At 61.1% G+C, this 20687-nt stretch carries 21 protein-coding genes; 8 read left to right on the top strand and 13 right to left on the bottom strand.

Annotated features, from left to right (window positions below; all coding sequences use genetic code 11):
• Positions 1–3: 3 nt before the first annotated feature.
• A complete protein-coding gene (locus WMP96_RS00920) occupies positions 4–900 on the top strand; it encodes a hypothetical protein (protein ID WP_340431872.1) in 897 nt (298 codons plus the stop codon).
• Positions 901–909: 9 nt separating this feature from the next.
• Here WMP96_RS00920 and WMP96_RS00915 read toward each other — a convergent pair whose 3' ends face one another.
• A complete protein-coding gene (locus WMP96_RS00915; RefSeq protein ID WP_232212597.1) occupies positions 910–1422 on the bottom strand; it encodes a hypothetical protein in 513 nt (170 codons plus the stop codon).
• A complete protein-coding gene (locus WMP96_RS00910) occupies positions 1397–2167 on the bottom strand; it encodes a hypothetical protein (RefSeq protein WP_301715625.1) in 771 nt (256 codons plus the stop codon). The genes WMP96_RS00915 and WMP96_RS00910 overlap by 26 nt, the downstream gene beginning before the upstream one ends.
• A 161-nt stretch (positions 2168–2328) precedes the next feature.
• Between WMP96_RS00910 and WMP96_RS00905 the strand changes: the two genes are divergently transcribed.
• The 5 genes from WMP96_RS00905 (at position 2329) to WMP96_RS00885 (ending at position 8136) form a co-directional block, all read left to right on the top strand.
• Positions 2329–2868 carry a TetR family transcriptional regulator gene (locus WMP96_RS00905; RefSeq protein ID WP_023021240.1) on the top strand — a complete coding sequence of 180 codons (540 nt, stop codon included), beginning with the start codon at positions 2329–2331 and terminating at the stop codon, positions 2866–2868.
• A gap of 21 nt (positions 2869–2889) precedes the next feature.
• The gene (gene glgX, locus WMP96_RS00900) at positions 2890–5088 is read left to right on the top strand and encodes a glycogen debranching protein GlgX (RefSeq protein WP_340431869.1); all 2199 of its coding nucleotides are present in this window, start codon (positions 2890–2892) and stop codon (positions 5086–5088) included.
• Positions 5089–5101: 13 nt separating this feature from the next.
• Entirely contained in the window at positions 5102–6433 is a 1332-nt protein-coding gene (locus WMP96_RS00895) for an exonuclease domain-containing protein (RefSeq protein ID WP_239204318.1), read from the top strand.
• Positions 6434–6509: 76 nt separating this feature from the next.
• Positions 6510–7127, top strand: a complete 618-nt coding sequence (locus tag WMP96_RS00890; protein ID WP_301715623.1) for a hypothetical protein — start codon at positions 6510–6512, stop codon at positions 7125–7127.
• Positions 7128–7137: 10 nt separating this feature from the next.
• Entirely contained in the window at positions 7138–8136 is a 999-nt protein-coding gene (locus WMP96_RS00885; RefSeq protein ID WP_239204320.1) for a GTP pyrophosphokinase, read from the top strand.
• A 10-nt stretch (positions 8137–8146) separates the two neighbouring features.
• On the opposite strand, the gene WMP96_RS00880 is transcribed toward WMP96_RS00885, so the two are convergent.
• The 4 genes from WMP96_RS00880 to ilvA are packed head-to-tail and all read right to left on the bottom strand — an operon-like array spanning position 8147 to position 10685.
• Positions 8147–8536 carry an RNA-binding S4 domain-containing protein gene (locus WMP96_RS00880; RefSeq protein WP_023021235.1) on the bottom strand — a complete coding sequence of 130 codons (390 nt, stop codon included), beginning with the start codon at positions 8534–8536 and terminating at the stop codon, positions 8147–8149.
• Entirely contained in the window at positions 8537–8776 is a 240-nt protein-coding gene (locus tag WMP96_RS00875) for a hypothetical protein (RefSeq protein ID WP_049361101.1), read from the bottom strand.
• A gap of 2 nt (positions 8777–8778) precedes the next feature.
• A complete protein-coding gene (locus WMP96_RS00870; protein WP_239204322.1) occupies positions 8779–9417 on the bottom strand; it encodes a YigZ family protein in 639 nt (212 codons plus the stop codon).
• Positions 9417–10685, bottom strand: a complete 1269-nt coding sequence (gene ilvA / locus WMP96_RS00865; RefSeq protein ID WP_023021232.1) for a threonine ammonia-lyase IlvA — start codon at positions 10683–10685, stop codon at positions 9417–9419. The genes WMP96_RS00870 and ilvA overlap by 1 nt, the downstream gene beginning before the upstream one ends.
• 99 nt (positions 10686–10784) lie before the next feature.
• On the opposite strand from ilvA, the gene WMP96_RS00860 reads away from it, so the two are divergent.
• The gene (locus tag WMP96_RS00860) at positions 10785–11582 is read left to right on the top strand and encodes a hypothetical protein (RefSeq protein WP_301715622.1); all 798 of its coding nucleotides are present in this window, start codon (positions 10785–10787) and stop codon (positions 11580–11582) included.
• A gap of 48 nt (positions 11583–11630) precedes the next feature.
• On the opposite strand, the gene WMP96_RS00855 is transcribed toward WMP96_RS00860, so the two are convergent.
• Positions 11631–12821 (bottom strand): cobalamin-independent methionine synthase II family protein, encoded by a 1191-nt coding sequence (locus WMP96_RS00855; RefSeq protein WP_023021229.1) that lies wholly within the window; start codon positions 12819–12821, stop codon positions 11631–11633.
• Between the two features lie 72 nt (positions 12822–12893).
• Positions 12894–16466, bottom strand: a complete 3573-nt coding sequence (gene dnaE, locus WMP96_RS00850) for a DNA polymerase III subunit alpha (RefSeq protein WP_049361254.1) — start codon at positions 16464–16466, stop codon at positions 12894–12896.
• Positions 16467–16493: 27 nt separating this feature from the next.
• On the opposite strand from dnaE, the gene rarD reads away from it, so the two are divergent.
• Entirely contained in the window at positions 16494–17363 is an 870-nt protein-coding gene (rarD, locus tag WMP96_RS00845) for an EamA family transporter RarD (protein WP_086587414.1), read from the top strand.
• Here rarD and WMP96_RS00840 read toward each other — a convergent pair.
• The 5 genes from WMP96_RS00840 to lspA are packed head-to-tail and all read right to left on the bottom strand — an operon-like array spanning position 17350 to position 20670.
• Positions 17350–17619 carry a permease gene (locus WMP96_RS00840; RefSeq protein WP_301715620.1) on the bottom strand — a complete coding sequence of 90 codons (270 nt, stop codon included), beginning with the start codon at positions 17617–17619 and terminating at the stop codon, positions 17350–17352. The two genes, rarD and WMP96_RS00840, sit on opposite strands and share 14 nt — an antisense overlap.
• Positions 17620–17643: 24 nt before the next feature.
• Complete coding sequence (locus WMP96_RS00835) at positions 17644–18666, bottom strand: HNH endonuclease signature motif containing protein (protein ID WP_301715619.1); 1023 nt, start codon at positions 18664–18666, stop codon at positions 17644–17646.
• A gap of 60 nt (positions 18667–18726) precedes the next feature.
• Complete coding sequence (locus tag WMP96_RS00830; protein WP_301715618.1) at positions 18727–19263, bottom strand: hypothetical protein; 537 nt, start codon at positions 19261–19263, stop codon at positions 18727–18729.
• Positions 19260–20186, bottom strand: coding sequence for an RluA family pseudouridine synthase (locus WMP96_RS00825; RefSeq protein ID WP_301715617.1), 927 nt, complete (start codon positions 20184–20186; stop codon positions 19260–19262). The genes WMP96_RS00830 and WMP96_RS00825 overlap by 4 nt, the downstream gene beginning before the upstream one ends.
• Positions 20179–20670, bottom strand: coding sequence for a signal peptidase II (gene lspA / locus WMP96_RS00820; protein ID WP_034655419.1), 492 nt, complete (start codon positions 20668–20670; stop codon positions 20179–20181). Before lspA ends, WMP96_RS00825 begins: the two co-directional genes overlap by 8 nt.
• Positions 20671–20687 lie beyond the last annotated feature (17 nt).

The raw sequence follows: 20687 nt of genomic DNA, 5'->3' as shown, positions 1-20687 counted from the left end.
GTGATGAGCGAGAGTGATCCTTCCCTTCTGCTCGCGCATGTCCGCGCCATCGCCCGCGAACATGGCTTGTCCTGCTGGGCGCTACCCTCAGGCGAACTTTTAGTACCCCACTCAGCCGGCGGATCTACCTTCATCTTTATAGACCAGCTAGAAGAACCGGTACTCCACCTACACACCAGCCCCCGCGGCGGCGTAAATCTCAGCGAAATATCCGAACTGGCGCATGTGGCCAACGAGTGGAACCACGATTGCCTCTCACCGGCGGTAGTGGTTGATTTTGACCAGCCTGAGTGCGTGAGCGTATCCGGTCATAGTTACCTGCCGGCGGATAACTCCCCGAGCCAGGAACAGCTCGCGGCGTTTGTCTTACCGGCGCTGCACAATGCCGAGGTCCTCATGGACTTGCTTGCCCAATCCCGTCCCGGCCTCGTGCGCGAAGCCTCACCGGAGCTAGACCCGCTTGCCGACGCCCCCTTAGAGCCTTTCACCCTCGATAGCTTGGCCGAAATCCTGCCGCTTATCGGAATCCAACGCTTCCAAAGCGACGGCGCCACGGCTATCTACGCGTGGGTCAATGATGTTCTCTTTTCCTTCGCTCTAGACAACGGCCCCAGCCTTATCATCAAGGGACATTGGGACCCTAGCTTGGAGGAAGCGGAATTTACCCGCCTATTCCTTATTTGCAATGACTGGAATCGCGCCCATCACGGCGCCGTTGCATATTGCCACCACACCGCCGAAGGCCTGCAGGTGCGGATGGATGCCACGACCATTGCCGCCGCCGGCCTAACGCGGCCCCAACTCTTTAGCGCTATCGGCCGCGGCCTTAAACACATCCTGCACGGAATCGATGACATCGCGCAGGAAGTCACCGGCGCCTCCCCCGTGGAATGGCCCTAGGCGCGCGGCTTACCAATCATCATCGGAACTCACAAAAGCCGTGGACCAGTAGGAAAACATCGCCATAAAAGGCGCCACCGCCCAAGAGATGGCCGGGGAGAATTTCGGTGCAAATTCCACGAACTCTCCGGGGTTTTCGGGCGGATGTGTGGCGGTGACCCCGCCAAATACGTAAAACGAGGCCGCGCCTGCCAAGGCGCACACGCCGACCCACAAGAGCATCGACAAGCCCCGCTCTTGCCGTCGCAGATACGCACCCAAGCCCAAGAGCAGTCCGAGTAGGCCGGTAATGAGGGCAAAGGTAATGAAGGCGATGAACTGGGCGCTGCCCATCGCTTCGATGGCATAACCACCATCGTCTACCTCATGGCCGGCAAGCGTCGGACGGAAAAGCCCCCACAGCGCACCTGCCACGCCAAAGACCAAGAGCGCACACGCGAGTAACCCCGCACCAAAACCTAGGGTGCGGGGTAAGCGGCGCTGGGAAAGAGACAATTTAGTTGCAGAAGGTCCAGTTGCCATTCTCGCGACGGAAGCGAACCGTAGAGGTCTCATTGCCCTCAGAGTTGGACACGCTCACGGTTGCAGAAGCATCGTCACCGTTGACCACAATGTCGTTAACAGACTGCAGCTTGGTCGACTGCGGGATGGACTCCAGCTGGCTAGCGAACTTCTCTACCTCACCGTTGCCTCCGCCCTGCTGACGCATGGAGTTGGCGTACTCAGCGAAGGACTCGTTCGGCAGGCTATCGACGTACTGCTGGTACTGGCTAAACTCCTTGGCCTGGCCTTCACGCACGGCTTGGCAGGCGTGCTGCGGCATGTAGTTGAAGTATTCCTTCACATTATCGATTTCGTGCTGACCGCGGACCAGCTGCTCGATGGCCTGCTTGTCAGCATCATTTGCGTCCTGGCCACCTTCAATCGGCTTGATGTCCTTCGCCCCAGCGAAAGGATCCTCGCCATTATTTAGCGGGTTGGCCATCTGATCTGGGCCCTCGCCGTCTTGGCCCTCTGCACCAGCAGCGCCGTCCTTGTTTTCGCCGTCCTTGTCTTTATCCTTATCCTTGTTTTTGTCCTTGTCCTTATCGGCGTCTTTGTCCTGGGACTTGTCTGCAGACTTATCCTCAGAAGACTTGGAGGCAGTGGTGGCGGCAGCCTTCTTAGAATCGTCGTTGTTGTCATCCGAACCACATGCAGCCAGCGCCAAGGGGGCAACCAGCGCTACTGCGATAAGGGACTTCTTAGCAGGGGTCAAAAAGGACAAGGGAAAACTCCTGAATCAATCTTGCGAATGTGAAGCGCCTTAAGGCAGCTTCTTTTTGTCTTCGCAAGACTAACAACACCACGATGGAAATGACATTGATACTCCATTAAAGGAACCTGTGAGCTACCGCCCCGCTAGTCCTAGTCCGTACAATCACCAAGGTGCATATCAATCGCGAGAGTATTATCGACGCCGCTATTTCCTTGCTTGATACCTATGGGCTGGGCGACGTCACCATGCGCCGCGTTGCATCCTCCCTCGGCGTTGCCCCCGGCGCGCTTTACTGGCACATTGCCAATAAACAGGCGCTCATTGCGGCTTTGGCTGAGTACATTATCTCCCCCGTTTCTGGGGAGTCGCTCGAGGAGCTCAGCCTCAGCCTGCGCGATGCGCTACTTGCCCACCGCGACGGCGCTGAGGTAGTCATTGCCGGTCTCTCCCTGCCTCAGGCCCCCGCCTGGGACTACCTCTTATCCGTCTTTTGCTCTGCCGCAGCGCGTGGTGCCTATGAAGCCGACAGTACCCACCGCGCCGCCGCCCTATCGGCCATTCACCTCGTACTCGGTGCCACCTTGATGGAACAGTCCCAACGCCAGCTTGCAGAAACCACCGGCGAGGCTCCTGGCTCTAATTATCGCGACGACCTCCATCGCGGCATTCGCATTATTCACGCTGGGCTTACGCACGGCACTGGAGACTAAAAAGTGGTTATGCTCGTGGGCATGAACACTCCCGCCATGGACGCAGTCCCCACGCCCACCGAGCACTACGGCCGCCAAATCTGGCCTGGCAAACCTACCCCACTGGGATCCACCTTTGACGGATCCGGCACCAATTTTGCCCTATTTTCTGAGGTTGCAGACAAGGTCGAGCTCTGCCTCATCGACAAAGAAGGCAATGAAGAGCGCATAGAAATGTCAGAGGTCACCGCCCATGTGTGGCATGTCTACCTCCCCAATGTCACCCCTGGCCAGCGCTATGGCTACCGCGTTTATGGCCCCTATGAACCTGAAAACGGCCTGCGCTGCGATCCTTCCAAGCTCCTCGTAGATCCATATGCCCGCGCCTTCGACGGCGAATTCGACGGCGATGCCTCCCTATATTCCTATGACATCCACGCCGAAGAACCTGGCACCGGCCGCAACGAAGAAGATTCGCTGGGCCACACCATGCTCTCCGTGGTCATCAACCCTTTCTTTGACTGGCGCAGCGACCATCGCCCGCACATTCCAGACAACGAGAAGGTCATTTACGAAACCCACGTCAAGGGCATGACTATGACCCACCCAGACGTGCCGGAAGAACTGCGCGGTACCTACGCCGGCATGGCGCACCCCGCCATCATTGACTACTTCAAGGAGCTCGGCGTCACCACCGTCGAGCTCATGCCCGTCCACCAATTCTTGCAAGACGATCGGCTGCGCAACTTGGGCCTGCGCAACTACTGGGGCTATAACACCTTCGGCTTTTTCGCCCCGCACCATGACTACGCCTATGCCAAAAAGCCAGGCGAGGTGGTCTCCGAATTCAAGACCATGGTCCGTGCCTTCCACGAGGCAGGCATCGAGGTAATCCTCGACGTGGTTTATAACCACACCGCCGAAGGCAACCACATGGGGCCCACCATTGCCTTCCGCGGCATTGACAATGGCGCTTACTATCGCCTCGTCGAAGGCGATGAAGCCCACTACATGGACTACACCGGCACCGGCAATTCCCTCAATGTCCGCAACCCGCACTCGCTGCAACTGATTATGGATTCCCTGCGCTACTGGGTCACGGAGATGCGAGTCGACGGCTTCCGCTTCGACCTGGCGGCGACTTTGGCGCGGGAGCTTGACGACGTCGATAAGCTCGCTACCTTCTTCGACCTTGTCCAACAAGACCCCATTGTCAGCCAGGTCAAGCTCATCGCCGAGCCCTGGGACATTGGCCACGATGGCTACCAGGTAGGCAACTTCCCACCTATTTGGAGCGAATGGAACGGCAAGTACCGCGATACCGTCCGCGATTTCTGGCGCGGTGAGCCCGCTACCCTGGGTGAATTCGCCTCCCGACTGACCGGCTCTTCGGATCTTTATGCCGATAATGACCGCCGCCCCACCGCTTCTATCAACTTCATCACCGCCCACGATGGCTTTACTCTGCGCGACCTCGTGTCCTATAACGACAAGCACAACGAGGCCAATGGCGAGGACAACCGCGACGGCGAGTCCTTCAACCGCTCCTGGAACTGCGGTGAAGAAGGCCCCACCGATAACGAAGAAATCCGCAAGCTGCGCCGCCGCCAAGTACGCAATTTCCTGACCACTCTCCTACTCTCCCAAGGCACTCCGATGCTCTCGCACGGCGATGAGTTCGGCCGCACCCAAGACGGAAATAATAACGTCTACTGCCAGGACAACGAGCTGGCATGGATGGACTGGTCCATGCTGAAAGAGGAAAAGTCCGCCGCGATGCTGGGATTTACCAAGCGCGTGCTGGCCATTCGCAACCACCACCCCGTATTCCGCCGCAAACGCTTCTTGGCCGGTGGCCCGCTAGGCGCGGATGTAAAAGAACGCGATATCGCCTGGCTGGTCCCCTCTGGTCGCCTGATGACCCAAGACGACTGGGACCACGATTTCGGCCGCGCTCTTATGGTCTACCTCAATGGCAATGCCATCACGGAGCCCACCTCCCGCGGCGAACGTATCACCGATGATTCCTTCATCATGATATTCAACTCCCACGACGGCGAAATCGAGTTCACCCTGCCTACCAAGGATCTCGGCGCCACCTGGCGGCTGATGGTCGATACCGCCGATTCCGGCGGCTACCCCGCGGAGGAAACCCTCATTGAGGCAGAGGGTACGATCACGGTGCAACCGCGTTCAACGCTGATCTTGCGTCAGGTTGAGCCGCCCGTTTTTGACTCCTAGAGAAAGGCCCCTCGTGTCATTTCCCGCGCACGGCGTACTCATCGATGTCACAGCGGATAAACTCGTGCTCCACCGCACGCTGCTGGCCACCAGCCTTGGCGCCCCCGCCACGCAGGATATCCCGCTCGATTCCATCGACACTGTGCGCGTGAATGAACCGACCGCCACCGGCTTTGGCGCCCTCGACCTTGGCGCCGCCGGTTCCATCGCTTTCGCCCCGCACCAAGACCCGCAGGCCGTCGCCCGCGCCATCGCCGCCGCCCAGCGCGGCGAGGCCCCCTCCGCCACCGCCACCATCCCGGGGCTCGATTTCACCGCCGTGGATGTAGAAACGGCCAATGATAACTGGGGCTCTATCTGCCAAATCGGCGCGGTTCGCTTCCGCGATGGCCAAGAGACCGACTCCCGTTCCTGGCTGTGCACCCCTCCGCCGGGCCTAGAGCACTTTGCGGATATCAACGTCTCCATCCACGGCATAACCGCGAGCGATGTGGAAGGGGCGCCAGCTTTTGCCGACGTCGCCAAGGAGCTCTTCGACTTCCTCGGCGGCGACGTACTTGTCGCACACAACGCCCAATTCGATTCCACCGCACTGCGCTCCGGCCTGCTTGCCTCCGGCGCCGAGGTACCCACGGTGCCGCTGGCATGCTCCCTCGCGCTAGCCCGCGACGCCTCTAAAGCCAAGGTAATTTCGGTGCGCAATCACAAGCTGCCCACCGTCGCAGCCCACCTTTCCGCTCCGGATTTTAGCCATCACGACGCCACCGAAGATGCCCGCGCAGCCGGCGAAATCATCGCCCGCTTGGCAGAGCGCTTCGGACACACCGGCAGCATCCGCGATCTATTCACCGCCCGCGAGTTCACCCTTGGCCGCCTCGAGTCCACGGCCGTCCTTCCCGTCCTGCGCGCCCACACGGCCCCGACCTCCGGCGCCGACCTCGGCGCAGGCACCGACTTCCGCGACCAAACCCGTGCGGCCGGCTCGGCAAAAAAGAAGTCCGGTGGCCCCGCCCCCTGGCAGTCTGTCGCCACGCCGGATACTATCCCCGAGCCCAATCCAGACGCTGATCCGGAAGGCGCACTTTATGGCAAGCATGTCACCCTCACCGGTGATTTCGAGCCCTATGACAAGGGGGTGCTGTGGCAGGGCATCGCCGAGCGCGGCGGCCAGGTAGCCAAAAACGTCACCAAAAAGACCACGCTGCTTATCGTGGGCGAATGGGCCAAGAAAACCTCCAAGGAAAAGCGTGCGGAGGAACTGCAGGCCAAGGGCCAAAAAATCGACATCTGGCCGGCCGATAAGCTCTTTGCCGAACTCCAACTCGACGCCGAGCCGCCCTTTTAATTTTCCCGGGAACCAAACGGCGGTTTCTCCAGTCCAATAAAGGCGACTGCACCCTACCCCACTGGAGAGCCCCGTCGTGACCGTCGCCCTGCGTTCGCCGCGTCCTACCACCGCAAACCTGCTGCCTGCCCTCTTTGCCCGTTCCTGGCTGAAAGAACAGCGGCTTTCCGACGACGGCTTTTGCGATTCCCTTGCCACCATCCAGCTCTCCCCTAGCCTGTCCATGGTGCTTGTCTTTCCAGGCAAGCGTAGCTTTCGCCGACTAAGCCACCGCGGCTTGGCAGACATGGACATTTCCACGCGCCGGGCGTGGAACCACGCCTCACATAACCTGCAACGCGCCGCCCTCGATTCGCAGGGACTGCGTTTCTGGACTCGTCCGGCTGCCTGCGAGCTCCCTTCCGCCTCCCACCTCGGGGGCCTACAGGTTCGCTCCCACGGCGCACCGATTTCCTCCTGGATCGCTCACCCAGAAACATTTACTGTGCTGGACAAGCACATGCGCCGCCTCCTGCGTTCGCACTCGCTGACCTACCTTGTCCCAGACTCCGCCACCCTCTTCGTTTTTGCCCGCCTTCCGGACACCTATGCCTGCCAGCTGGCTGCCGATGCCGTCGCGCGCGTGCCCTACCATCGCACCGTGCTCCACCCGCGCCCGCTAGTATGGTCTAACGGATTCCCGCGGGAGTTATGAAAGGAGCACCATGCCGGAAAGTAGGATGTCGCGGCTAAGCAACCAGTACCACGACTGGGCGCGCAACCACCCCACCGCTGCGGGGGACTTCCGCACCGCCATCGAGGATCTCCTCAATGACGCCGGCATCATCTTCGACCGCGTTTCTACCCGCGTCAAGACTTGGCCCTCGCTTAAGGCAAAGGCCAAAAAGCGCCGCGAGAACGGCGATTTTGTCTACCCCCAGCCGTGGCAGGAGATCCACGATGTGATGGGGGTGCGGGTCACGCTGTTTCACTCCACCGCGATTCCAGAAGCGCTGAGCGTTTTTGGTGAATCGTTTAAAGTCGAGCGTTCCGTTGATAAAGCAGCCGAGACCCGCATTTCCGGCGGCTTTGGCTACGGCTCCCACCACCTCGTGCTCACCGTGACCGAAGATAGCGCTGCCGCAATGGAAGAGCTCGCGAACTACGTAGGTTGGACCTTTGAAGTGCAGATTCGCACCGTTCTGCAGCACGCATGGGCAGAGTTTGAGCACGATATCCGCTACAAGCAAGGGCCCAACCCGCCCTCACCTGAAGTGGACCGCCTCTTTACCTTGGCCGCGGGGCTTATCGAGCTTGCGGACCAGCAATTCGACGAGATTGCTGCACTCAAGGCCCCAGGTACGGAAACCGATCGCGACGTCGAGCTTACCGCCGAGACCCTACCGGGCGTGCTGGCCATTATCCTGGGCAACCGTTTCCCGCTCTCGCGCTCGGAGCACTACCGATTCTTGGCGGAGTTATTGGAGCAAAACGGCGTGCGCCACTTGAGCCAGCTCGAGCAGCTGCTTGACGATACTGCCATTGCCCACGTCCACGACGCCATGCGCTACCGCTTTCGTCCCGGCCAGGTGCGGCTTATCGACGACTTGCTGCTCAACAAATTTGGCAAGCAGCATATCGAGGCCACCGCCGAATCCGGCGACCGCCCGGGCCGCAAGCGTCGGCTTAGTGCGCGCCTGAAAGCTTTGCGCGCTGCCCACTAGTTTCGGCTGATTATCGGAAACCGCCGCGGAATTTCTCCATATCGCGTCGTTCCTTCTTCGTCGGTCGGCCCGCCCCGCGTGGGCGCACGGGTACCGACGGCATAAACTCCTTGGGTGGCGGCGGCGGCGCATGGTCCGTGTAGCACGTACGCGCCACGGGTGCGCCCACGCGCTTGGCCACAGTCGCTAAGACCTCAAGGTCATGCTCGTGGTGATTGCGCCACACGCGCACACGGTCGCCCGGCACCACCTGCTGGGAGGGCTTGACAGCCTCGCCATTTATCTTGACATGCCCGGCGCGCACGGCCGTCGCGGCCGCCGAACGGGTCTTAAACATGCGCACGGCCCACACCCAGGCATCAATCCGGACTGGGCGGCCGCTAGGTTGCGGTGCCGGCATCTAATACTGGTTGTGGTTCTCGTTGACGATTTTCTGGATCTTCAGCCAGTTATAGCCGCCACCGACTACGGCGACGATGGCGCCCACCAACATCCAGGCCCAGAAACTAGCCGATAGCGCACCCAGCACTGCGCCCACGCCGAGGCCGCCAGCCACGCACACAACGGCGTTGCGGGAGTGCTTGCGCACCTGCTGCTTGCGCTGCGCAATGGGGTTATTCGGTCGCTGCTGCATACTCATGTTCAGGATCCTACCTCAACCCACGCGCTGCCAGCTTCTGCCGCCGCGAGCTGGCCCTGCGAGATCGCTGCCAGCGTTGCTTCCAGCTCTTCCAGCCCGCCTGGGCGCACGGCCACAGTAAAGGTTACAGCGGCCGCGTAGGCGGTATCGGTTATCTCATAGCCGCGCCCGCGCAGATCAGCTTCCACTCGCCCGGCCGTTGCATGTGGGCACTCCACGGCATAGAGCTCCCGGCGCGCCCGGGTTACCGCACGCACCTTTTCCATGGCCTCACTCACCGCGCCACCATAGGCGTGCACGAGGCCGCCGGCGCCTAACTTGATGCCACCGAAGTAGCGCACTACCACTGCGCAGACATCGAGCATGCCGGAGCCTTTGACCACATCCAACATGGGTTTTCCGGCAGTGCCGGAGGGCTCGCCATCATCGGAGGAGCGCTCCACCGGGTTTGCGCCGTCGACGTGATAGACGTAGGCGGAGCAATGGTGACGGGCGTCGGGAAAGCGGGTGCGGGCGGCGTCGATAAACGCGCGGGCCTCTTCCTCATTGGTGACGCGGCCGATCAAAGTAATAAATCGGGAACGCTTGATTTCAATGTCGTGTTCAACCTGGCCTACTGGGCGACGATAAGAATTCTGCATTAGGCTACGAGGAATTCATACTCGGGAGTACCGGGCTTGAGGTACTGCACCGAAATCTTGGATTCACCCATGCGTTGCAGCAAGCCGTCGAGGTCCTCGGCGCGGCTAAGCTGCAAGCCTACCAACGCAGCACCAGTTTCCCGGTTATTGCGCTTGAGATACTCAAAGAGTGTGATGTCATCGGTCGGACCCAAAATCTCGTGCAAAAAGTGGCGCAGCTGCCCGGGCTCCTGCGGGAAGTTCACCAGGAAGTAGTGCTTGAGGCCCCGGTGGACTAGGGAGCGCTCCATGATTTCCGCATAGCGCAGCACGTCATTATTGCCGCCGGAAATCACGCACACCACCGTCGAGCCCGGTTTCAGGTCCAGCTGGTGCAGGCCCGCCACCGACAATGCACCGGCCGGCTCGGCAATGATGCCCTCATTTTGATACAGGTTGAGCAAGTCCGTGCACACCGCGCCTTCGGACACGGTGTCAAAGCTCAGGCGCTCGCGATTGGCGTCCAAAATCTCATAGGGCAGCGCGCCCAAGCGCTTTACGGCCGCGCCATCAACGAAGGGGTCGACCGCATCCAGCGTGACTGGGCCCCCGTGGTCAAATGCCGCTCTTAGCGACGCCGCCCCTTCCGGCTCCATGCCCACCACCCGAGTATCCGGTGCCATATCCGCCAGATAGGAGGTGATGCCAGAAATCAGGCCACCGCCTCCTACGGGAACGACAACGGCATCGGGCGACTTGCCCTTGGCCGAAAGCTGCGCGAGAACCTCTGCGGCTACGGTGCCCTGCCCGGTGATGGTATCGCGGGCGTCGAAGGGCTCGATGAAGGCGGCGTCGCGCTCGGCGGCGTCGGCATGCGCGGCTGCGGCTGCCTCATCGAAGTTGGAACCAACTACCACCAGTTCTACTTGGTCGCCGCCGTGAACCAGGATGCGGTCGCGCTTTTGCATTGGCGTGGGCTCTGGCACAAAAATCTTGCCGGCGATTCCCATTGTGCGGCAGGCATAAGCCACGCCCTGCGCATGATTGCCGGCCGAGGCCGTAACAATTCCCCGGTGCCGCTGCTCTTGCGGCAGATTCGACATCCCGTTTAACGCGCCACGAATCTTATAGGAGCGCACGTCCTGCAGATCCTCCCGCTTGAGGTAGACCTCGCAGCCCGTCTCGGCCGAAAGCCGGGCGCAATACTGCAGCGGAGTCGGGGCGATTTCCGAGCTAATCCGTGCCTGAGCCTGCTGGATATCGGATGCATGGATGGTCGAATCAGTCATGTCTTGACAGTCTACCCATTCGCTGGAAATTCACTGGCCTTTAGTTGCACCGTTACCTACGTAGGCAATAGTGGACATAACCACAAGAAAGGAATATCTATGCTCAAACGCATCTCTCTCTGCGTTACCTCCTCGCTCGTCCTCGCCTGCTCCCCTGCCGCGCATGCCCACGTCGTGGATAACGTGCTGGAGCATTCCGCGCCCACCGCTGCGCTGCAGCTTAACCCCATCGGTTCTCATGAATCGGGTGTGCTGGGCAAATCGGCCGCCGAAATCGTCGCTTATCACGCCGCGTCCCAGCGCATCCTCACCGTCAATGCGCGCTCCGGCGAGGTCGATATCTTAGATGGTTCCGATCCCTCCCACCCGCACAAGATCGGCGCCATCTCCGCTGGTGGTAACAGGGAGATTAACTCTGTGTCCGCGCGCCCCGTTGGCCTGGCCGCCACCGCCGTGGCAGCAGGCCTCGTCGCACCAGCTACCGCTTCTGCCGCAGAAGAGCAGCCAAAGCAACTTTCGGCTGAGTGCCAGGCCGAGGTCGACAAGGACAAGGAAGAGCACCTCAAAAAGATCAAGAGCGGCGAGCTCGGATCTTCCGCTCGCACCCCGCAGGAGCTTATGCAGGGCCTTGCCAATGGCTACGGTTCTTCCGGAATGCCCAAGGAGCCGGACTGCGTCGCCAAGGAGGCGGAGCAGCACCAGATCGAGGCACTTGAGCGTCTGCCTATTTGGGGCTCTTCCACCCCCGAAAAGTTCCTCGAGGTCACGAGCTGGGTGACCGTGGCCGCCAGCCTCGTGGCTGCGCTGCTGCAGGCCTTCAACATGGTTGCCACGGTAAACCCGGCTGTGCTGGAGCCGATGAAGAACGCCCTCAAGCAGCTGGGCGTGCGCTTCTAAACGCCACAGATTAAGCCGCTCCGGAGTTTCGGAGCGGCTTTCGGCGTTTTAGAACAGTTCGCGGGTAGCGATGTCAGCGCCTTCTACCAAAGATTGCAGCTTCGCCCACGCAATCTGGGGGTGCAGGCGACCGCCCAAACCGCAATCGGTCGACGCGATAACATTTTCAGGGCCTACTACCTCGGCGAATTGGATGATGCGATCTGCCACGAGGCGCGGATGCTCTACCGCGTTGGTGGAGTGCGAAACCACGCCTGGGTAAATCACGGTGCCTTCCGGCAGCGCGTGGTCCTGCCACACGCGCCATTCGTGCGCGTGACGCGGTGACGCGGCTTCGAAAGAGAATCCGCCGACCTCGGCCCGCAAAATTTCCTCGATGATATCTGCAAATGGGACGTCGGTTACGTGCGGGCCGTGCCAGGAGCCCCAGCAGATGTGCAGGCGCGTTTGTTCCTTGGGCAGGCCGGCGATGGAATCATTAAGGACGTCGATGCGCTCACGAATGAAGCCACGGAAGTCCTCTACGGTTGGCTCCGGGTTGATTTGGTCCCAGGCCTCGGCCAGGTCGGGTGCATCGAATTGCACAGTGAGCCCGGCATCGGTGATGGCTTGGTATTCAGTGCGCATGGCACGGCCGACGTCGGCAAGCAGCTGGTGCTCATCGTCGTAGTAACGATTGTTAAGGCGCGCAGCCGAACCGGGGGAAAGGGCGGCGATGAAGCCTGGGGTTCCGGAAGGTAGGGCGTCGGCAAGCAGGCGGACATCGGCGGCGACCTCATCTTGTCCAATGTAGGTTACCGGGCCGGTAAATTCTGGGTTTGCCACCTTGGCTCGGCCGGTGAAGATGCCAGAATCCGGGTCATTGTAGGCCTCCGAAAACAGCGCGCGGTCGCGGCGATCAATGAACGACGTCAGCCGCGGCTCCCCCGGTTTGGAGCGCACTACCTCAGCCGATTCCCAGCGGTCGGTATCCGTCATCGTCAGCCCGCCTAGGCGGCTAAATGAGTAATTCCACCATGCGCCATAGTCCACAGCGCCCGAGGTGATATGGCCGTATTCGCCCTCGTTAATGATATCGAGGCCCAGATCAAGCTGCCGCTTGACGACGTCCGCCACCGCAGCCTCCAAAATCCCCTGGAACTCCGCGGCCGGCAGCTCCCCGCGCTTCAGGTTGGCCTCCAGGAGCTCCGGGGTGCGCGGCAGCGAGCCGACATGGGTAGTGCGAATCTTAGCAACCATCAGGTTTCCTCCATCAAAATAGACTGTGCTGTCTATATTAGTGGAGGGGGTCGCCGGCCACCGAAATTAGATTCAGCCTAAGATGCCCGCGCCCATGGTGGCTTTGAGATCGCCCATGAGGTTGCCGGAGCGTTCCACGCGCAGGTGGTCGCCGAGGATCATGGTGGTGGACTCGGAGCCGTCGACAAGCTCGAGATACACGTCCGACTCGCCCTGGTTTTTGAGCAGAACCTGCTTGAGCCGGGCAATATTTTCCATGGTGCACTGGTCCGTGCGCATAGTCAGGCGCAGCGGCAGGCCCGCACCCCCGCCTGGGCCGAGGTCTGGGACGCGAATATCGGAGCAGAACAGGGAACGCCGCTCATCGCGAATCTTGACGTTCACGCGCGCCAAGATGATGTTGTCCTCCACAATCTGTGGGGCGACGAGAGAGTAGACCTTGTTGAATACTAAGATTTCCACCTGTGCGCCGTTGTGGTCTTCCACCGTGACAATGGCCCATGGGGAGCCATCGCGCTTGGAGAAGCGGCGGTCCACGCCCGAGATGATGCCACCGATGATGAGCTCTTGGCCGTTGCGCACCTCATCGTTGAGGATCTTAGTCAGCGGGGTATCCGTTTGCGCGGCCAGCGCCTCTTCGAAGCCATCGAGCGGGTGGCCGGACACGTACAAGCCAAGCATCTCGCGTTCGAGGGCAAGCTCGTGCTTTCGGTCCCACTCATCTTCTGGGATATCCATGGCAAAGGCATTGGCGACCTCGTTATCTTCTCCTCCGCCGATTCCGGCGAAAAGATCGAACTGGCCCTTATCCGCGGCCTTCTTGGTGGTTTGCACCGCATCCACCGCGTCTTCATGAATGAGCATGAGACCCTTGCGCGGGTGGTTCAAGTCATCGAAGGCACCGGCCTTGATGAGCGCTTCTGTTACGCGCTTAGTGCAGGCGGTCAGCTCGATCTTGTCCAGGTAGTCACCAAACGAGGTAAACGCGCCCTTGTCGTGGCGCGACTTAATGATGGATTCCACCACTTCCGAGCCGACGTTGCGGATAGCGCCCATGCCGAAGCGGATATCCTCTCCCACCGCCTGGAAGTCTTCTTCGGACTCGTTGACGGAAGGCGGGAGCACCTTAATGCCCAGGTGGCGGCAGTCCGAAAGATAGATGGCAGACTTGTCTTTCTTATCGCCCACCGAGGTCAACAGCGCGGCCATGTATTCCGGTGCGTAGTAGGCCTTGAGGTAGGCCGTCCAGAAAGACACCAGGCCATAGCCCGCGGCGTGGGACTTATTAAACGCGTAGGACGCGAAGGGCTCGATGGTGCCCCAAAGCGCGTCCATGGCGGACTTTGAATAGCCGTTTTCTTGCATGCCGCCCCAGAACTTGTCGTACTGCTGGGCCAACACTTCGGGTTTTTTCTTACCCATCGCCTTACGGAAGCCATCTGCCTCGCCGGCCGTGTAGTTGGCCACTTTTTGCGAGATACGCATGATCTGCTCCTGGTAGACGATGAGGCCGTAGGTCTCATCCAGGATTTCCTTCAGGGGCTCTTCCAGCTCCGGGTGAATCGGGGTGATTTCCTTCCGGCCGTTCTTACGATCCGCATAGTCCCAGTGGGCGTTGACGCCCATCGGGCCGGGGCGGTAGAGCGCAAGGGAGGCGACAATATCTTTAAAGCCGGTTGGCTTCATGCGTTTGAGCAGCTCTTGCATACCGCCGGAGTCGAGCTGGAAGACGCCCAGCGTATCGCCGCGCGAGAGCAGGTCATAGACCTTGGAGACTTTGGGGTCGTCGGCATGCAGCTGCTCCAGGTGGATTTCTTCGCCGCGGTTGCGCTTGATGTTTTCGATGGCATCGCCGATAACGGTGAGGTTACGCAGGCCCAGGAAGTCCATCTTCAGCAGGCCAATGGCCTCACACGCCGGGTAGTCCCAACCAGTAATGTAGGCGCCGTCGGCCGGGCGCTTCCACATGGGGATGTGGTCCATGAGGCGGACCGAGGCCATAATCACCGCACAGGCGTGCACGCCCGCCTGCCTGACGACGCCTTCCAAGCCCCTAGCCGTGTCATAAATCTTTTTCACATCCGGGTCGGATTCCACCATCTGGCGAACCTCGGTGGCCTCAGAATAACGCTCGTGATCCGGGTCCGTGATGCCCTTAAGCGGAATATCTTTGGCCATGATCGCAGGTGGCAACGCCGCGTTGATGCGGTCGGCCATCTGGAAGCCAGGCTGGCCAAAGTGCACCTTGGCGGAGTCTTTAATGGCCTGCTTCGTCTTCACCGTGCCGAAGGTAATCACCTGCGCCACCTTGTCCTCGCCCCAGCGCTCGGCCGCGTAGGTGATCATTTCGCCGCGGCGGCGGTCATCGAAGTCGATATCGATATCGGGGGCGGACGGGCGCTCGGGATTCAAGAATCGCTCGAAGAGGAGATCATGTTCCAGGGGGTCGATATTGGTAATGGTCAGCGCGTAAGCGACAAGCGCGCCGGCCGCCGAACCACGGCCTGGCCCCACACGAATGCCCACCGAGCGCGCGTGCTTGATGAGCTCGGCCACGATAAGGAAGTAGGACGGGTATCCCTTCATCTCAATAACGGAAATCTCATACTTCGCGCGCTCGATGTACTCCTCCGGAACATCCTGACCGGGGAAGCGAGCTTGCAGGCCCTCCATAACCTCGTGGGTGAGCCAGGAAGTTGGGGTGTGGCCCTCGGGGACGTCGGCAATAGGCATGCGATCGTGGGTGTGTTCTTCCCAAATCTCGCCATAGTCTTGTACACGCTCGGCAATCCACAGCGTGTTATCGCAGCCATCTGGAATCATATCGTCCCAGGTCTCGCGCATCTGCGCGGCCGATTTAATGTAGTAGCCGGTGCCGCCGAACTTGAAGCGATCAGGGTCCATAAAGGTCTTGCCGGTCTGCACGCACAACATCGCCTCATGCGCCGGCGCCTGGGATTCCAAAACGTAGTGGCAGTCATTAGTCACCAGCGGCGGCAGGTCCAGCTTGCGGCCGATCTCTAATAGGCCATCGCGCGTGCGCTTTTCGATGTCCAGCCCATGGTCCATCAACTCCAAAAAGAAGTTATCTTTGCCGTAGATGTCTTGCCACATGGCCGCAGCCTCAAGCGCCTCATTGAACTGGCCGAGGCGCAGGCGGGTCTGGACGTCGCCCGAAGGACAGCCGGTGGTGGCAATGATGCCGTCAGCATGCTCCGCGATGAGCTCAGCATCCATGCGCGGCCACTTGCCCAGCTGGCCCTCATAGGAGGCCAACGAGGACAGGGTAAAAAGGTTGCGCAGGCCGGTGGCGTTTTCCGCAATCATTGTCTGGTGGAGGTAGGCGCCGGAAGCGGAGACATCGTCGCGCTTTTGGTCCGGTGTGCCCCATAGCACGCGCTTTTTATTGAAGCGAGACTCCGGTGCCATATACGCCTCGATGCCGATAATGGGCTTGATACCGGCGCCGGTCATGCGGCGGTAGAAGGCATCGGAGCCGTACATATTGCCGTGGTCGGTCATGCCTACGGCCGGCATTTTCTGGCGGACCACCTCGTCTGCCAGCATATCGACCTTGGCCATGCCGTCCAGCATGGAAAACTCGGTGTGGTTGTGCAGGTGGACGAAGGAGGAGTTTTTGGCCATGCGGCTCATCATAGCGGGGCGGTCAAAATGGGCTATTATTTTGTGATGCTCTACACGCTGGCCGCCTACATCATGTGGGGATTTTTCCCCGCGTTTTTCCCTCTCTTGTTGCCGGCATCGCCTTTAGAAATCCTAGCCCACCGCGTGCTGTGGACCGCGGTCTTGGTCACGGGATTATTGTGCCTCGCCGGCCGATGGCGCGAGTTAGTGCGCATGGACAAGCGCACGTGGGGCTGGCTCGCGGCCGCGGGAGTATTTATCACGGCCAATTGGGGCACCTACGTGGTAGCGATTAATAGCAACCACGTAGCCGATGCGGCGCTGGGGTACTTCATCAATCCCCTCGTATCAGTTGCCCTCGGCATGGTGTTTTTGAAAGAGCGGCTGCGGCCGTGGCAGGCCGGCGCGGTGGGGGTTGCGGCCATCGCGGTGCTGTATTTGACGTTCTTTACCGGCCAGGCGCCCTATATTTCGCTGTTATTGGCCTTCAGCTTCGGGATTTATGGGCTGCTCAAAAAACAGGTGCGGGTATCCTCGGCCGTCTCGGTGGCAGCGGAGGCGCTCGTGATGTCACCACTAGCGGTGGGCTACATCCTGTGGCTAGAAAGTAGCGGCCAAGGCACCTTCGCTAGCGAAGGCACCGGCCACGCGCTGCTTTTGGTAAGCGCCGGCTTAATCACCGCGCTGCCGCTTCTCTGCTTTGCAGAGGGCGCGCGGACGCTACGCTTATCGACGATCGGCATGCTCCAATACCTCACCCCCATCATGCAAATGCTATGGGCGCTTTTCGTCACCCACGAGCACTTTTCGACCCACCGGTGGATCGGCTTCGGCATTATCGGCTTAGCGGTAGCAATCTACGTGGTCGACCTGGTGCGCATGGCTAGGAGCGCTTGAGTTCCTCGCGGGCAGCGCGAGCACGGCGTCGGGCGGCCTGTTCCTCCTCGGCTTTCAGCGCCCAACGCGGCATCGCTGCGATAAGGAAGATGCCATAAGCACAAACGATCGCGGAAAACACCAGCGTCATCGGGGTGCCGCCAGTAACGAGGCCAGTAAGCAGTGCGATGCCGGAGACCACCGCCGCAACCCAGGCGGCGATATAAGCAAACTTGTAGTTGGGCATCCACTGCGAAAAAGGCTGCTGCGAGAACATAGGTCTAGCCTACGCGGCAGGCGCCTAGGTAGGGCTAGTGTCAACCAGATCCGGCGGGGGCTCTTCCCAGGGGTTGACCCAGCGCACGCCGTGGGCCGTGCGCTCGAAGCGACCGTTGCGCGGCGGGCCGGTGCGATGATCGTCATTGCGGCCATTGTGATAAGCGCAGGCGGTGGTGAGGTTCTTCGCGTTCGTCCACCCGCCGCCGGCCCAGCTGAATATGTGGTGGACTTGGCACTCATCGGCAGGCTTGTGGCAGCCCTTAACCGGGCAGGTGGGGTTTTCCGCCGCAGCCATCATAAACTGCTTCCAGGTCGCCCCGCGGCGCATGCGGTACAGATTCACCGGACCTTCCACGGGATGCAGCAGGGTGACAAACCCCTCCTCTGCCAGCGCGCGCTGGGCCAATTCGGCACCGGTTATCTGCGCGCCGTTGGTCATAGTCAGCACCACATCATCACTGCCATGGGCCACGCCGACCAATTTATCTAGTGGCACCACAACATTAGTGCGCACGGTAGAGGTAGAGGCACCGGTGCGGAAGAGGGAGGCGACGTCGGCAAGCGAGCCGGCATGCTGGTGAAGTTCCGCAATGAGCGCGGAAGGACCGGTGATAGAAAGCGTCCACGGCTTTCCGGCGGCGCGGCGCCGCAGCCGCACGCCAGGCTTGGGCTCGCGTGGCGCGCGCATCCTGCGCAGCTTGGTGCGGGCACGCCTTTCCATCTCCCGCGTATCGCAGGCAAGGTGGGTGAGCTCGGCGCGCAGGGCCCAGGCGCGAGCTTGGGTGGGCGCGCGACGCGCATGCTTTTCGATGACCTCCAGCGTCGGCAGTGAATGCCTGTTACGCCGCGCCCCATCCACCGCGCGCCGTTGGCGGCGGCGAAAGCTGGTGGGGCCGAAGTAGACCTGCGCGAGCTGCGCAATAGAGTCCGCTGCGGCATCGGGCATGCCGGCGGCGGCAAGGTCGGCAGCAGAAACGGCGGCGGCCTCGGCGAGGATATCCATTGCCGAGTTCAGTGCCGCGATATAGGCCCGAATATGTTCCATGCCCCTGATGCTAAAAGCGCTGCGGGGGCACTGCGCGCTGCGGGAGCACAGAAGGCGAAATTAGCTGGGAGGGCGGATAGCGAAGCTGCCCCAGGCGGCGTCGGCAGGCGCGGGTTCGACGGCGGCAACGGAGGGGGTGGAGGCGACGTCGGCAAGCTGGGCGCCCGATCCCCACACCACAACTGCGCTTACCGTGCTGGGCCGCTGCCCATAGGAAGCATCGATGCGGTCGAAGGCGCGCTGGATGACGGCGGCCCGGTCCTCACCAGCGCTCGGTTCGGGGACGTCGATGGGGGCGGTGGAGCCAATGAGGATGGCATCCATGCGCGGGGCCGCTGCAACGGCGGCCGCGGCGGCTACGGGCGGTAGATCCTCGTCGAAGGTAACCAGGGCGTAGGCAGGCTCATTGGGAATGTCGCTGCCCGCCACGCGCGCAATATACTCCGCGCGCGTTTCCCCATCGGGGCCTAGCTGGTCTCCTTGCACCTGCGAGGTAGCCTGGGTCCCCAACGCGCCGAAGAGCGCGAACACTGCCAGAAAAAGCACCGCGAGCACCGCCAACGCCGCTAGCCGACGCCGCCGGTAGACCTCCCTCATCCCCGCAGCACCTCCAAGGCATGGTCGAGGTCGGCTGGATACGGTGCCTGAATCTCGAACCATTTTCCGGTGCCGGGGTGGGTAAAGCCGAGTTTTACCGCGTGGAGCCACTGCCGCTCGAGTCCAAGGCGCTTGGCCAGGTTCGGATCGGAGCCGTACATGGGATCGCCCACGCACGGGTGCCCGGTGGCGGACATGTGCACGCGGATCTGGTGGGTGCGGCCAGTCTCCAGGTGCACTTCGATGAGGCTGGCCTCGCGGAAGGCCTCGATAAGGCTGTAGTGGGTAACGGCCGCTTTGCCGTCGTCAAGCACGGCGAATTTCCAGCCCGACTTGGGGTGGCGGCCGATGGGCGCATCGACGGTGCCCTCAATGGGATCTGGCAGGCCTTGGACCACAGCGTGGTAAGTCTTTTTCACGCTCCGATACTTAAAGGCATGCTTGAGCGCAGAGTAGGCGCGCTCCGAGGAAGCCACGACCATCACGCCAGATGTACCCACATCGAGGCGGTGCACGATTCCCTGGCGCTCGGTCGGCCCGGACGAAGCCACGGTATAGCCGGCCGCGCGCAGCCCGCCGATCACCGTCGGCCCGTCCCAACCCACGCTGGGGTGCGCGGCCACGCCCACCGGCTTATGCACGCAGATGATATCGGCATCGCTGTAGAGCACGTCCATGCCCTCGACCAGCTCTTCGCGCGGCAGCAGCGGCTTTTCTGGCTCCGGCAAGAGCACGGAGACCACGTTGCCGGAAATCAAACGCTCGGACTTGCCCAGCTCCTGGGAATCGATGGTCACGCTGCCCTCGGCGCACAACTGCGCGGTGGCGCTGCGGGAAAGGCCAAGGAGCTTGGCCAGGGCGGCGTCGGCACGCATGCCTTCTAGCCCTTCGGGGATGGGGAAGCTGCGCATCTGCCTATTCATGCTCGGCCTTCCTTTCCTCCAGCACCATGGTGATAATGAAAAGCACCACTCCGCAGGTGATAGCCGCATCTGCGATATTGAACACGGCGAAAGAGCCAACCGAAATATAGTCCACCACGTGCCCGAACCAGAAGCCGGGGGCGCGGAAGATGCGGTCGGCAAAATTACCCAGCGCACCGCCAGCAATGAGCGCTAGGCCTACTGCCTGACCGGAGTGGGTAATGCGCGGGGCGGCTACGGCCACGCCGAGCACAAAGACCAATTGGATGGTAGTAAACAGCCACGTAGATCCCTCCCCGCCCATGGAAAAGGCGGCACCAGGATTAAAAAGCAGCGTAAAACGGAACCAGTCCCCAATCACCGGCAGGGGTTCGCCCTCGTTAAGGATGGAGAGCATTACCTGCTTCACGGCTTGATCCACCAGCGCCACGGCAATGACTACTGCGGCGATAAGTCCTGTCTTGCTCCTTCGTTTTTGACTCACCCGGTCTATTCTAAACG

It is taken from the genome of Corynebacterium sp. KPL4035, assembly GCF_037908325.1.
In the GTDB taxonomy this organism is placed as follows: domain Bacteria; phylum Actinomycetota; class Actinomycetes; order Mycobacteriales; family Mycobacteriaceae; genus Corynebacterium; species Corynebacterium kefirresidentii.
Note: the sequence above shows the minus strand (reverse complement) of the source record. Positions and strands in the feature narration are given on the sequence as shown.

Excerpts from the sequence above, each read along its gene's own strand:
- WMP96_RS00920 (WP_340431872.1), top strand. The coding sequence starts at position 4 with ATGAGCGAGAGTGATCCTTCCCTTCTGCTCGCGCATGTCCGCGCCATC.
- WMP96_RS00915 (WP_232212597.1), bottom strand. The coding sequence starts at position 1,422 with ATGGCAACTGGACCTTCTGCAACTAAATTGTCTCTTTCCCAGCGCCGC.
- glgX (WP_340431869.1), top strand. The coding sequence starts at position 2,890 with ATGAACACTCCCGCCATGGACGCAGTCCCCACGCCCACCGAGCACTAC.
- WMP96_RS00885 (WP_239204320.1), top strand. The coding sequence starts at position 7,138 with ATGCCGGAAAGTAGGATGTCGCGGCTAAGCAACCAGTACCACGACTGG.
- WMP96_RS00880 (WP_023021235.1), bottom strand. The coding sequence starts at position 8,536 with ATGCCGGCACCGCAACCTAGCGGCCGCCCAGTCCGGATTGATGCCTGG.
- WMP96_RS00875 (WP_049361101.1), bottom strand. The coding sequence starts at position 8,776 with ATGAGTATGCAGCAGCGACCGAATAACCCCATTGCGCAGCGCAAGCAG.
- WMP96_RS00870 (WP_239204322.1), bottom strand. The coding sequence starts at position 9,417 with ATGCAGAATTCTTATCGTCGCCCAGTAGGCCAGGTTGAACACGACATT.
- ilvA (WP_023021232.1), bottom strand. The coding sequence starts at position 10,685 with ATGACTGATTCGACCATCCATGCATCCGATATCCAGCAGGCTCAGGCA.
- WMP96_RS00860 (WP_301715622.1), top strand. The coding sequence starts at position 10,785 with ATGCTCAAACGCATCTCTCTCTGCGTTACCTCCTCGCTCGTCCTCGCC.
- WMP96_RS00855 (WP_023021229.1), bottom strand. The coding sequence starts at position 12,821 with ATGGTTGCTAAGATTCGCACTACCCATGTCGGCTCGCTGCCGCGCACC.
- dnaE (WP_049361254.1), bottom strand. The coding sequence starts at position 16,466 with ATGGCCAAAAACTCCTCCTTCGTCCACCTGCACAACCACACCGAGTTT.
- rarD (WP_086587414.1), top strand. The coding sequence starts at position 16,494 with ATGGGCTATTATTTTGTGATGCTCTACACGCTGGCCGCCTACATCATG.
- WMP96_RS00840 (WP_301715620.1), bottom strand. The coding sequence starts at position 17,619 with ATGTTCTCGCAGCAGCCTTTTTCGCAGTGGATGCCCAACTACAAGTTT.
- WMP96_RS00835 (WP_301715619.1), bottom strand. The coding sequence starts at position 18,666 with ATGGAACATATTCGGGCCTATATCGCGGCACTGAACTCGGCAATGGAT.
- WMP96_RS00830 (WP_301715618.1), bottom strand. The coding sequence starts at position 19,263 with ATGAGGGAGGTCTACCGGCGGCGTCGGCTAGCGGCGTTGGCGGTGCTC.
- WMP96_RS00825 (WP_301715617.1), bottom strand. The coding sequence starts at position 20,186 with ATGAATAGGCAGATGCGCAGCTTCCCCATCCCCGAAGGGCTAGAAGGC.